This window comes from Polaromonas sp. P1_E3 (assembly GCF_056405935.1).
In genome coordinates, this window is the sequence record NZ_JBFUBD010000080.1 from 1 (window position 1) to 11957 (window position 11957).

Annotated in this window: 13 protein-coding genes and 1 pseudogene; 10 read left to right on the top strand and 4 right to left on the bottom strand. The window is 62.5% G+C overall.

Annotation, left to right across the window (positions count from 1 at the left end):
- From AC1D0Z_RS11125 to AC1D0Z_RS11150, 6 genes and pseudogenes are all read left to right on the top strand, one after another.
- A pseudogene (locus tag AC1D0Z_RS11125) lies at window positions 1-143 on the top strand (ZIP family metal transporter); the annotation flags it as partial.
- 172 nt (window positions 144-315) lie between these two features.
- Entirely contained in the window at window positions 316-555 is a 240-nt protein-coding gene (locus AC1D0Z_RS11130; protein ID WP_477658309.1) for a hypothetical protein, read from the top strand.
- The gene (locus tag AC1D0Z_RS11135) at window positions 555-929 is read left to right on the top strand and encodes a hypothetical protein (protein ID WP_477658310.1); all 375 of its coding nucleotides are present in this window, start codon (window positions 555-557) and stop codon (window positions 927-929) included. Before AC1D0Z_RS11130 ends, AC1D0Z_RS11135 begins: the two co-directional genes overlap by 1 nt.
- A gap of 189 nt (window positions 930-1118) precedes the next feature.
- Window positions 1119-1565, top strand: a complete 447-nt coding sequence (locus tag AC1D0Z_RS11140) for a hypothetical protein (protein WP_477658311.1) — start codon at window positions 1119-1121, stop codon at window positions 1563-1565.
- A gap of 76 nt (window positions 1566-1641) precedes the next feature.
- Window positions 1642-2886: an FAD-dependent oxidoreductase gene (locus AC1D0Z_RS11145; protein ID WP_477658312.1), complete on the top strand. Its 1245-nt coding sequence runs from the start codon at window positions 1642-1644 to the stop codon at window positions 2884-2886.
- 360 nt (window positions 2887-3246) lie between these two features.
- Window positions 3247-3429 (top strand): hypothetical protein, encoded by a 183-nt coding sequence (locus AC1D0Z_RS11150; RefSeq protein ID WP_477658313.1) that lies wholly within the window; start codon window positions 3247-3249, stop codon window positions 3427-3429.
- A 152-nt stretch (window positions 3430-3581) separates the two neighbouring features.
- Here the strand turns inward: AC1D0Z_RS11150 and AC1D0Z_RS11155 are convergent, their stop codons facing one another.
- The 4 genes from AC1D0Z_RS11155 to AC1D0Z_RS11170 form a co-directional block, all read right to left on the bottom strand.
- The gene (locus AC1D0Z_RS11155) at window positions 3582-3902 is read right to left on the bottom strand and encodes a hypothetical protein (protein WP_477658314.1); all 321 of its coding nucleotides are present in this window, start codon (window positions 3900-3902) and stop codon (window positions 3582-3584) included.
- A 133-nt stretch (window positions 3903-4035) separates the two neighbouring features.
- Window positions 4036-4935 (bottom strand): sulfurtransferase, encoded by a 900-nt coding sequence (locus AC1D0Z_RS11160; protein ID WP_477658315.1) that lies wholly within the window; start codon window positions 4933-4935, stop codon window positions 4036-4038.
- A 10-nt stretch (window positions 4936-4945) separates the two neighbouring features.
- Window positions 4946-5848: a DMT family transporter gene (locus AC1D0Z_RS11165; protein ID WP_477658316.1), complete on the bottom strand. Its 903-nt coding sequence runs from the start codon at window positions 5846-5848 to the stop codon at window positions 4946-4948.
- A 96-nt stretch (window positions 5849-5944) separates the two neighbouring features.
- Entirely contained in the window at window positions 5945-7063 is a 1119-nt protein-coding gene (locus AC1D0Z_RS11170; protein ID WP_477658317.1) for an aromatic ring-hydroxylating oxygenase subunit alpha, read from the bottom strand.
- A gap of 280 nt (window positions 7064-7343) precedes the next feature.
- Here AC1D0Z_RS11170 and AC1D0Z_RS11175 point away from each other — a divergent pair, with 280 nt between their 5' ends.
- The 4 genes from AC1D0Z_RS11175 to AC1D0Z_RS11190 all read left to right on the top strand — a co-directional run.
- Entirely contained in the window at window positions 7344-7604 is a 261-nt protein-coding gene (locus AC1D0Z_RS11175; RefSeq protein WP_477658318.1) for an exodeoxyribonuclease VII small subunit, read from the top strand.
- Between the two features lie 74 nt (window positions 7605-7678).
- Window positions 7679-8599: a polyprenyl synthetase family protein gene (locus tag AC1D0Z_RS11180; protein WP_477658319.1), complete on the top strand. Its 921-nt coding sequence runs from the start codon at window positions 7679-7681 to the stop codon at window positions 8597-8599.
- Window positions 8600-8659: 60 nt separating this feature from the next.
- Window positions 8660-10561, top strand: coding sequence for a 1-deoxy-D-xylulose-5-phosphate synthase (dxs, locus tag AC1D0Z_RS11185; protein WP_477658320.1), 1902 nt, complete (start codon window positions 8660-8662; stop codon window positions 10559-10561).
- 342 nt (window positions 10562-10903) lie between these two features.
- Window positions 10904-11957 (top strand): TRAP transporter substrate-binding protein (locus AC1D0Z_RS11190; protein WP_477658321.1); only part of this gene is annotated, 1054 nt, incomplete at its 3' end.

Below are 11957 nucleotides of genomic sequence, written 5' to 3' on the forward strand. Positions count from 1 at the left end.
GCTTCATTTACGTCGCGCTGGCCGACCTGATTCCGCAGCTCCAAAAGCGCGTGACGGCCCGCGAAACCATGGCGCAAATCGCCTGGCTGGGCATCGGCATTGGCATGGTCACCCTGATCAGCGGGCTTGCGCACCACCATTGAGCTGAATCGTGTGGTGCTGTCGGACAGCGCCTGACAGCGACAGGGCTTGGCGACCTATACGCAGCGCACGCAGGCAGCACGAAGATGAGACATCGTCTCGTCAAATGCACCTGGTTTTTTTACCGGGTTCAATGTGCAAGCAACGTGAGCAATGTGAAAAGGCAGGCCCGCCATGAACTTTCATTCAAACCCCTCAACGGTCTCCAATGTTTTCCGCGCCTCTGCTTTCGACCTTGACGGCCTCGATGGCTCAGAGCCTGAGCGGACAGTTGCACACCCGGCGCCGCGACAGTTGCCGCATCGGCCGCGTTTGGCTGCTTATGTGGCTTTTTTCATCACGGTTTTTGCCAGCATGGCAGCGGCAGCGGCGCTGGCCACCCATGACATGCCCTTGATGGTGGTGGGCCTGTGATGAGCGCGGGGACTGGCCGTCCGGAAAAGAGCGGTGTTCCGCTGGGCACGGGCTCGCCCGATGAGCCGGCCCATACCTTGCCTGCCGAGCCCACGCAAATTACCCGGGTCGGCGCCGCATCTTCATCTTCCTCGCCTTCGTCCGCTGGATCCTCTCGCTCCCCCAAAAATGGGCCAGGGAAAAGCGGACAGGGGGCTGCTGCGGGGGCGCCCCGCAAGCAACCGGACAACGACGAGCCGGAGCTGGCGCTGGAGCCTGACCTGCCTTCTGACGGACGCGATGAAAAAGGCGAAGCGATGATCCGCGACCTGCCCCGCCGCCCGGAATTGTCGGAAGCTCCCAGCCGGCCGCGTTCCGGCAAAAAGGGCAAATAACCATGGCCACCAACCCCAACGTTCCACCCCCGGAGCCAGTGCCACCGCTGAACACGCCGCCCGAGCCGGGTGAAGTGCAGACCACACCCATGCCAATGGAGTAAGCCTGCAGTGCACGAGCGCTCCGACAGATTGCACCAGACACACCCTGCAGGCCCTGCTGATCCAGTCCCCCGTAAGGAAGAAAATATGAAGCGATTCGCTGACGTGTTCTTTGCAGCGCCAGWCACCACGGCGCTTGTGCTTGCCGTGAGTCTTGGCGGCTGCAACAGGCAGGCAGACAGCAACCCCGGCAGTACGCCTGGCAGCACCGGTTCCGGCGCAACGCCGGCAGCATCAAGCGGAACCGATTCACGGGCCCCTGGCGCCGGGGACAGTCCTGCCGGCGGCAGCAGCGGCTTCAAGGGAAGCACCCCGGCGGCCGACGCGTCGGGCGCGCCTTCAACCGGTGGCAGCTCGGCTGCACAGGCCGGGCCGGAGCAGGGCACCGCATCAAGCCCTTCGACAGGCGCCTCAGGCGCCACCGCCGGCGTGACGACCAATGGCGGCCTGCCGGCCAGCCAGTTGGGCAACGCAACCACTTCCGGCAGCAAAAACAGCAGCCCCAACAACAGCACCGGCAACGCCTCCCGCTAGGCGCGCCGGGCATGCTTGCGTGTGTTGGCAAGCTTCTATATGGTCTGGGCAACGTTGGTCCAGCTAAGGAGACACCATGCCCGAAGCCCTGAATGTGCGCTGTTGCATCGCCGGCGGAGGCCCTGCCGGAATGGTGTTGGGCCYTTTACTGGCACGCGCCGGGGTGCAGGTGCTTGTGCTGGAAAAACACGCCGATTTCCTGCGGGATTTTCGTGGCGACACCGTGCATCCGTCCACCCTTGAAGTGATCCACGAACTGGGCTTGCTGGAGAAATTTCTGGCGCGTCCGCATGACGAAGTGAGCGAGCTGCGCGCGGTGGTGGGTGACACCGAACTCGTGCTTGCCAGCTTCAGGCATCTGCACCTGCGCTGCAAATTCATCGCGATGATGCCCCAGTGGGAGTTCCTGGATTTTGTGCGCGATGAAGCGGAGTTGTATCCCGGTTTTCGCCTGATCCAGAACGCCGAAGTGACCGGTGTGATGCAGCAGGGCGGTGTGGTGACAGGTGTGGAGGTCGCTACACCCGAGGGCACCTTGCAGGTGAGGGCGGACCTTGTGATAGGTGCCGACGGCAGGCGGTCCACGGTTCGCAGTTCCGCGGGGCTGGTGGTGCGCGACCTGGGCGCGCCCATTGATGTGCTGTGGATGCGCCTGCCGAAAATGCCTGGTGATCCTTCCACGACAGGCGGGCGCATCACCAGCGGCATTTTCCTTGCGATGATTGACCGCCGCACCTACTGGCAGTGCGCCTATGTGATCCCCAAGGGCGGCATTGAAGCCGTCCGTTCGCGGGGGCTGGAGGCTTTCAGGGCCGACGTGGTGAAGGTGGCGCCGCTATTTGCTGATCGTATCGCTACCCTGGCCAGCTGGGACGACATCAAGCTGCTGAGTGTGACGGTGGACCGGCTGGAGCATTGGTACAAGCCGGGGCTGCTGTGCATCGGCGACGCCGCGCATGCCATGTCGCCTGTGGGCGGCGTGGGCATCAACCTGGCGGTGCAGGACGCCGTGGCGGCGGCCAACCTGCTGGCCGCGCCGCTGGCAGACCGGCAGCTTGACCGGGCTGCGCTGACGCCCTTGCTGGCGCAGGTGCAAAAACGCCGGCTGTTTCCCAYACGCGTCACGCAGGCAGTTCAGGTTGCGGTCCAGAACCGCCTGCTCAGCCCGGTACTGGCGGCCAGGGGGCGTGATGGCCCCGCCATGGCCTTGCCCTGGCCCCTCAAGCTGATGCGCCGCTGGCCTTTGCTGCAGGCACTGCCGGCCTACGCGGTGGGTGTGGGCGTGCGGCCTGAGCATGTGCGTTCGCCGGTGCGGCAGTAGATGTGGCGTAACCGGTGCTATGGATTTAATAGCTGCTCGCGCTTGTCCAGCAAGGGATTAGTGGTTATTTTGTTGTTTTTCTTGGGCATACCGGGCAATAGCTGGTTTCCGGCCTGAGGGTGTTTTCTGCTGGCGCGACGGCTTGAACGCTTGTGTTCCTGAATGGAAACAGACGCTTGTAGGTCTTTTCCTACTCACTCAGCAGGCATTGACTACGTGGAGTGCTTTACGCCGTCCCTACAGTTAATGGGGCAGGCATATGTGCGCAGCAGGCGCGCAAGCGCCGCAATAACACCACCAGTCTGTACCTCGCAACGGTTTCCTGCCGCGAGCGCCGGGATGACATTCAAGGAGATTGCCATGAAAACCACCGCAGAGATACTTCATTCCCACAGGCCCGAACCCAGCCCCTCGAAAGGACGCGTGGGTGACAGGCCTGACAACGGCTCGCGTAGCAGCCGCGGTGCCGGCCCTTCGTCAGGCTCACGTCTTGACAATCCGCACAAGCGAATCCGGCTGTCCGGCCATGCCCGGGCGTGTTGACGCGGTCTTTTTTCACTGTGCCATTCGTGCGCCATCAGGCGAAAAACGCTTACACCCCTGTGGGACACCGTCTCATGCAGAAAGCCCGGTGCCGCGGGCTAAATTGAATTCCGGCTGACGTTCAGCCACTCACCGCTCAGCCCATTTATTTTTCAAAAAAGGAACACCGACATGCACGCATCCAAATTTAAACCTGCTGCCCTTACCGCCGTTGCCCTGGCCGCTTTGCTGGCGCTCGGTGCCTGTGGCAAAAAGGTCGAAGACACCGGCGCTTCGCCATCGACCCCGGCGCCCGCAACCACACCTTCGACCACGCCGTCCCCCACGGATAGCAGCTCTTCAATGGGTACGTCCACGACAGGCAGCAGCACAATGGGTACGTCCACAACCAGTACCAGCCCGATGGGCACCAGCACCAGCCCGATGACGGGCGACGCCGCGACGCCCGGCACGGCAGCCAGCGCTCCAGCCAAATAAGTGGGCCTGAAAATCCGGCATGAACCGGATTTCCGAACACGTCACTAGAGGCGAGTCCATAGAGGCCGGTTCAGCAAAAAAACCTGCACGTTTAATCGTGCAGGTTTTTTTGTTGGGGTTCCTGAACGGTCAGCCCTGTGCGACCGGATGCGCCGGGTTGCTGCACCAATCGCTCCAGCTGCCGGCATAAAGGCCGCTCCTTCCGAGGCCGGCCAGTTCCATGGCAATCAGGTTGGGAACGGCGCTGACGCCGCTGCCGCAGTGATGCACCACGGTGGCCGGGTCCCGGCCCGCCAGAAGCGCTTCAAACTCGGCCTTGAGCTGGGCCGCCGGCTTGAATTTGCCGTCGGGCCCGAGGTTCTGGCTGAAGGGACGGTTCAATGCACCGGGGATGTGGCCTGCCACGGGATCCAGCGGCTCCACTTCGCCCTTGAAGCGCGGTGTGGCCCGCGCATCAATCAGTGTTTGCGCGGGACGGCCGAGCTGGCTCGCGACAGTTTCGGCCGACACCAGCGCGGCTTTTTCCGGCCCAAGGAGGAAGCTGGCCTGGAAATGCGCGGGTTCTTCGCCGCTGTTGACGGCGCCGCCGGCCGCCTGCCAGGCCTGCAGCCCACCGTCGAGCACCGCCACGTTTTCATGGCCAGCCCACTTGAGCATCCACCAGAGGCGCCCGCAGTAGTTGGCGCCGTTGCGGTCATAGACCACAGCCTGCATGTTGTTGGCGAGCCCGACGCTGGAAAGCCAGGTGGCGAATTTCTCGCGGTTGGGCAGCGGGTGGCGTCCGCCGGATGCGGGGGCGTCGGAGCCGCTGGCGGTGATCACGCCGTGGGTGCCCGGCATGCCATGTTTGGCGCTCAGGGCGGTGTCCAGGTTGGCATACACGGCGCCGGGAATGTGGGAAGCCAGGTATTGCTCATGCCCGGCATGCGGCTTCATCAGGTCAAATGTGCAGTCGAAGATGCGCAGGGGTGTGGCCGATGCAATCAGGGCCTGCAGTTGTTCGGCGGAAATCAGGGTGGTGTAGCTCATGTCGTGCTCCTTAATGCTCTTCAGCGGGGGCGTTGGGCGCGGCGCGGGCGCGTAAAACCGTTGCGGCGATCGCGCTCACGATGATGAGGCCCATGCCGGCCCAGCCGATCAGGGGGATATTGTCGCCAAACAGGATCAGGCTGTAGATGGCCGCAAACACAATGCCTGAGTACTGCAGGTTGGCCACCATCAGCGTGCCGCCGTGGTTTTCGGACATGGAATAGGCCTTGGTCATGGACAACTGTCCCAGCGACGCCAGGAGGCCGATCGGCGGCAACCACAGCGCGTGCTCCCAGTTCCAGGGCGTGACGCCCATCACCAGCATGCCCAGCGAACCGGCCACCGCAGTGCCTACGGCAAAATAAAACACGGTGCGTGTTTCTGGTTCGCCCATGCGCGAAATCGCCATGACCTGCATGTAGGCAAAGGCGGCGCCCAGGCCCGACATCAGGCCCACCAGCCCGGCAAAGGTCTGGTTCTGGTCGATGGCCGGGCGCAGCAGCATGACGACGCCAATAAAACTCGCCAGGATGGCCAGCACGAGGGGGCCTTGGCTAGGCCCTTTCTGGCCGGCCTTGCCCAGCATCAGCGCGCCACCCACCAGGAAGGCCGCGATCCACACGCTGCTCATGTAGTTGAGCGTCATGGCGGTCGCCAGCGGCAAATGGGCAATGGCGTAAAACCAGGCCGACAGCGACATCACGCCGATCACGCTGCGCCAGGCATGCATGGCGGGGTAGCGGGTGCGCAAGGTGATGCCTTGCGCGCGGGCGTAGGCCGCCATGAACAGGATGCCGAGCACACCGCGGTAGAACACCAGTTCGGCGCTGTTGAAATGCTCGGATGCAAACTTGACGCAGACCCCCATCGTGGCAAACAGGAAGGAAGAAAGAATCATCCAGACGGCTTGCATCGATTTTCAGGGTAAGGGTTATGGGTGATAAAAGCAGCTGAGAGCCGCAACAGCCGTGCGCAAGCAGCTATCAAATAAATAGCAACGCCGGTACCGTCAGATCATCTGCGTGGTTTTGCTGGCGCCCATCTCACGGCGATACCACTCGTGAAAGTGCTGCATGCCGTCTTCCATGGGGCTTTGGTAAGGCCCAAACTCGTTGTCGCCGCGCTGCATCAGGGCCTTGCGGCCGGCATCCATGCGCAGGGCGATTTCGTCGTCTTCCACGCAGGTTTCCATGTAGGCAGCCTGCTGCGCCTCGATGAATTCGCGCTCGAAGGCGCAGATTTCCTCGGGGTAGAAGAACTCGACCACGTTCAGTGTCTTGTCGGGCCCTTGCGGGTGCAGCGTGCTGACCACCARCACATGCGGATACCACTCAACCATCACGTGCGGGTAGTAAGTGAGCCAGATGGCGCCATATTTGGGCGGCACCCCCTTGCGGTACTGCAGCACGACGTCGTGCCATTTCTTGTAGGTGTCGGTGCCCGGCTTGCCCAGCTTGTCGGACACGCCCACGGTCTGCACCGAGTAGTTGGGCTCAAGTTGCCAGCGCAGGTCGTCGGTGGTGACAAAGCCGCCCAGCCCGGGATGGAAAGGGCCGACGTGATAGTCCTCAAGGTAAACCTCGATGAAGGTCTTCCAGTTGTAGTTGCACTCATGCAGGTGCACCTTGTCGAGCTGGTAACCCGAGAAGTCGAGATCCGCGTAAGTAGCCAGCTGTGACATTTCAGCCGCGACATCGCGGCCGGTATCCTCGAACACCAGGCCGTTCCATGTGGTGGTTTTGTAGCGGTTCAGGTTCAGGCAGGGGTCGATCTCGAAGTGCGGCGCGCCTATGAGTTCGCCCGAGGTGTTGTACGTCCAGCGGTGCAGCGGGCAGACGATGTTACTGCCTGTGTTGCCGCGGCCCTGGAGCATGGTCGACTGGCGGTGGCGGCAAACATTGGAAATCAGCTCGATGCCGGCGGCATTGCGCACCAGCGCCCGGCCTTCACCTTCGTGCGGCAGGGCGTAGTAGTCACCCAGATTGGGTACCGCCAGTTCGTGGCCCAGGTAGCGCGGCCCGCGGGCAAACAGCTTTTGCTGCTCCCGCTGATACAGGCCCGCATCGAAGTAGCTGGAAATGGGAAGCTGGCTGGTGGCCTGCAGGAGACGGAGGCTGAGATCAGACATGCAAATTTCGGTGAACATGCCGCCGCACGAAGGCGGTGGAGGCAGTTGACAAGCGGAAAGGCAGGCTGAGCGGCAGCCCGCGGATATAACAAGGACAAATATCCCACAGCAGCCATACCGCTGTTATCGAGAACTGTTATCAATTGTACCTGTGTGGGCCTTTTGGCGGGTCTTTGCGTCCTGCCGCCGGATAATGGGGATAAACGGATTCACTTGCCCCGTCCACCGGGGCTGAAACCAGGCCCGCAACGGCCTAAAATCACCGTTCATTGAAATCACCATGGCCAAAAGTCCTTCTTCCACCGCTGCTGTTTCTGCTTCCGCCTCGCCGGCATTGCCCGCCAGCTATGAGGCCGCGCTGCTGGAACTCGAAGGGCTGGTTGACAACCTGGAGTCGGGACAGCTTCCCCTGGACCAGTTGCTCACCGGATACCAGCGCGGCGCGCAACTGCTGAAGTTCTGCAGGGACAAGCTCGAAGCCGTTGAAAACCAGATCAAGGTGCTGGAAGGCACGGAACTCAAGCCMTGGGTGCAGGAATAACCGGCGCGGCCGGGAGCTGTGGCCAACCCATGGCAGGCACAACATTCCTTCACCCCTAAAACAAGAGACCCCGATTGAACGCCCCTGAAAAACTGCCCCTGTTTACGTTGAGCGCCTGGAGTGCAGGGCAGCTTGCCAATGTCGAGAATGCCTTGTCGCGCTGGGTGGCTTGCCCCAGCGACGCGCCTGCGCCCGCAGGCCTGGGCGATGCCATGCGGTATGCCGTGCTGGACGGCGGAAAACGCCTGCGGCCGTTGCTGGTCATGGCGGCCTGTGAGGCTGTGCAGGGCAATGCGCAAGCCGCACTGCGGGCCGCCTGTGCGGTAGAGCTGATCCACGCCTATTCGCTGGTTCACGACGACATGCCCTGCATGGACAACGATGTGCTGCGCCGCGGCAAGCCCACGGTGCATGTCAAGTTTGGCCAGGCGCAGGCACTGCTGGCCGGCGACGCATTACAGGCGCTGGCGTTTGAATTCCTCACGCCCGCAGATGATTCGGTCGATGCAGTAACGCAGGCGCGCCTGTGCCGCATGCTGGCCCAGGCGGCCGGTTTTCAGGGGATGGCCGGCGGCCAGGCCATTGACCTGGCCAGTGTGGGTATGCCACTGACATCCGTTCAGCTCCACGAAATGCACCGGCTGAAAACCGGTGCACTGCTGCAGGCCAGCGTGATGATGGGTGCGGCCTGCGGCGCTGCAACGCCTGCCGCACAAGACGCCCTGCGCGATTACGGCRCTGCCGTCGGCCTGGCTTTCCAGGTGGTTGACGACATCCTCGACGTCACCGCTGACTCCGCCACACTGGGCAAGACGGCCGGCAAAGACGCGGCCCAGGACAAGCCCACCTTTGTATCGCTGATGGGGCTCGAAGACTCCAAAGCCTATGCACAGCAGTTGCTGGGCAAGGCACTGCGCAGCCTGGACGTCAGCGGGCTGGGCCACACCGAGGCCTTGCGTGCACTGGCGGACATGCTTGTCAACCGCCATCATTGAGGCCAGGATTGAATACTGCGGACCGGGAAGCCGGCCTTGCCATAAACAGCGACACCACGAATGTACCCACTGCTTGAAACCATCAACAGCCCCGCCGACCTGCGGAGCCTGCCCCGTGCCGACCTGAAGCCCCTGGCGGATGAGCTGCGGGCTTATGTGCTCGACAGCGTTTCAAAAACCGGCGGGCACCTGAGTTCGAACCTGGGCACGGTGGAGCTGACAGTGGCGCTGCACTACGTTTTTAACACCCCTGAGGACCGCCTTGTCTGGGATGTGGGCCACCAGACCTACCCGCACAAGATCCTCACGGGCCGGCGCGAGCGCATGGACAGCCTGCGGCAGTTTGGCGGCCTGTCGGGGTTTCCGCGACGTGACGAAAGTGAGTACGACACTTTCGGCACAGCCCACTCGTCCACCTCGATTTCCGCCGCACTGGGCATGGCGCTGGCCGCCCAGCAAAAAGGCGAAGACCGTCATGCGGTGGCCATCATCGGCGACGGCGCCATGAGCGCAGGCATGGCTTTCGAGGCCTTGAACAATGCGGGCGTGCATGACCACTGCAAGCTGCTGGTGGTGCTCAACGACAACGACATGAGCATCAGCCCACCCGTTGGTGCGCTCAACCGTTATCTGGCGCAGCTGATGAGCGGGCGTTTTTACGCATCCGCCCGCCACGTCGGCAAGCAGGTGCTGCGCGTGGCGCCGCCGCTGCTCGAACTGGCCAAACGCCTGGAGTCACATGCCAAGGGCATGGTGGTGCCGGCCACGCTGTTTGAAAACTTCGGCTTCAACTACATCGGGCCCATCGACGGCCACGATCTCGAGTCGCTGGTGCCTACGCTCGAAAACATCAAGCACCTGATGGACACCCGGGGCGGCCCGCAATTCCTGCATGTGGTCACCAAAAAAGGCCAGGGCTACAAGCTCGCCGAAGCCGACCCGATTGCTTACCATGGCCCGGGCAAGTTCGACCCGGCCATGGGCCTGCAAAAATCCAGCGCGCCGGCCAAGCAGACCTTCACGCAGGTTTTCGGACAATGGCTTTGCGACATGGCCGAACACGACAGCCGGCTCGTCGGCATCACGCCGGCCATGCGCGAAGGCTCGGGCATGGTCGAGTTCCACAGGCGCTTTCCGGAGCGCTACCACGATGTCGGTATCGCCGAGCAGCATGCAGTGACGTTTGCCGCAGGGATGGCCTGCGAAGGGCTCAAGCCCGTGGTGGCGATTTACTCCACCTTCCTGCAGCGCGGCTACGACCAGCTGATCCACGATGTGGCCCTGCAAAACCTGCCCGTGGTGTTCGCACTCGACCGCGCCGGCCTCGTCGGGGCTGACGGTGCCACGCATGCGGGGGCCTATGACATTCCTTACCTGCGCTGCATTCCCAACATGAGCGTAGCGTGCCCCGCCGATGAAAGCGAATGCCGCATGCTGCTGAGCTCGGCTTTCGGGCAAAACCATCCGGTGGCTGTGCGCTACCCGCGCGGCGCCGGTGCCGGCATCCAGCCGGGAACCGGCCTTGAGGCACTGCCCTTCGGCAAAGGCGAAGTACGCCGTGAAGGCGCGAGTGTTGCCATCCTGGCTTTCGGCACGCTGCTCTACCCGGCCTTGCAAGCCGCAGAAAAGCTCGGCGCTACAGTGGTCAACATGCGCTGGGCCAAACCGCTGGATGTCGAGTTGCTGCTCAAAATAGCCGCCGGCCACGAAGCCCTCGTAACCGTGGAAGAAGGCGCCATCATGGGCGGCGCCGGCAGCGCCGTCAGCGAAGCCCTGCAAGCCGCAGGCATCACCAAGCCCGTGCTGCACCTCGGCCTCAAAGACGAATTCATCGAACACGGCGACCCAGCCAAGCTGCTCTCCCTGCAAGGCCTCGACGCCATCGGCATCGAAGCGTCCGTCAGGGCGCGGTTTTCTGCGCTGCTGGGAGCCGGCAAGCCGACCCTGAAGTCAGTAGCCTAAGCAAGACTCTTAAAGCCAGCATGGGCCGCGGAACCGGCTTTGCCGGGCCGCAGGCGCAGTCCCCTGCAAGGGGAAAAGGGCTACACGCAGTGAGCCCGATAGGGGTGTGCCAATCCTCGGCTTCGCCGAGGCTGCAGGCGGGCGGCCCCCTCGGGGGGCAGCGACCCACACGAAGTGGGGGAGCGTGGGGGCCACACCTTCAGCTTCCCGTCAGCTCTTCAAGGGTAAACCCGGCCGGGCTCCACTCCCCCCATTTTTAGAATTCCTGAAGGCCTGCAAAAGCAGTCTGGCTGGTGTTAAAGCCCAGTGGAATTTTCATTTTTACCTTTCGGAGTCAACCTGATGGATCGTCGTTCACTCATCAAACACRCCGGCGTTGCCGGCGTTTTGGCAGCAGGCGTTGCGCCGGCTGTTCACGCGCAGGCCGCTGTTCGCTGGCGCCTGGCGTCCAGTTTCCCCAAATCGCTGGACACGATCTATGGAGGCGCTGAGGCCTTTGCCAAACATGTCAAGGCGATTTCGGGCGGCAAGTTTGAAATTTCGGTGCATCCGGCCGGTGAGTTGATGCCCGCCTTCAGTGTGGTTGATGGCGTGCAGCAGGGCACCATCGACGCGGCACATACCGCGCCTTATTACTTCTTCGGCAAGGACGAAACCTTTGCCATCGGCGGCGCCATTCCTTTTGGCCTCAATAGCCGCCAGATGAGTGCCTGGACCTTTGAGGGCAACGGCCTGAAGCTGATGCGCGAGTTCTACGCCAAATACAACATGATCAGCTTTCCGTGCGGCAACACCGGCGCACAGATGGGCGGCTGGTTCCGCAAGGAAATCAAGTCCATCGCCGACATGAAGGGCCTGAAATTCCGCGTCGGCGGTTTTGCCGGAAAGGTGATCGAGCGTTTGGGYGGTGTCCCGCAAAACATCCCTGGCGGCGAGATTTACCAGGCCCTGGAAAAAGGCACCATCGATGCCGCCGAATGGATCGGCCCCTACGACGACCAGAAACTGGGCTTCAACAAAGTGGCGCCCAACTACTACTACCCCGGCTGGTGGGAGGGCGGCCTGCAGCTGGACCTGTATATCAACCAGAAAGCGTACGACGCTTTGTCTCCCGAGTACAAGGCGATCGTCGAAGCTGCCAGCGCCGCCGCACACGTGGACATGCAGGCCAAGTACGACGCAAAGAACCCGACGGCCCTGAAGCAGCTGGTAGGTGCGGGCGCCAAGCTCCGCCCATTCCCGGCCGATGTCATGAACGCCGCCTTCAAGGAGTCGATGAAGCTATATGAAGAGCTGTCGGCCAAGAATGAAAACTGGCGCAAGGTCTATGCAGACTATTCGAAGTTCCGCGGTGACCAGAACCTGTGGTTCCGTTTCACCGAGGCCACCTTCGACC

What these genes read in the sequence shown, in the direction of transcription:
- AC1D0Z_RS11130 (WP_477658309.1), top strand. Translation starts at nt 316, where the DNA reads ATGAACTTTCATTCAAACCCCTCAACGGTCTCCAATGTTTTCCGCGCC.
- AC1D0Z_RS11160 (WP_477658315.1), bottom strand. Translation starts at nt 4,935, where the DNA reads ATGAGCTACACCACCCTGATTTCCGCCGAACAACTGCAGGCCCTGATT.
- AC1D0Z_RS11165 (WP_477658316.1), bottom strand. Translation starts at nt 5,848, where the DNA reads ATGCAAGCCGTCTGGATGATTCTTTCTTCCTTCCTGTTTGCCACGATG.
- AC1D0Z_RS11150 (WP_477658313.1), top strand. Translation starts at nt 3,247, where the DNA reads ATGAAAACCACCGCAGAGATACTTCATTCCCACAGGCCCGAACCCAGC.
- dxs (WP_477658320.1), top strand. Translation starts at nt 8,660, where the DNA reads ATGTACCCACTGCTTGAAACCATCAACAGCCCCGCCGACCTGCGGAGC.
- AC1D0Z_RS11135 (WP_477658310.1), top strand. Translation starts at nt 555, where the DNA reads ATGAGCGCGGGGACTGGCCGTCCGGAAAAGAGCGGTGTTCCGCTGGGC.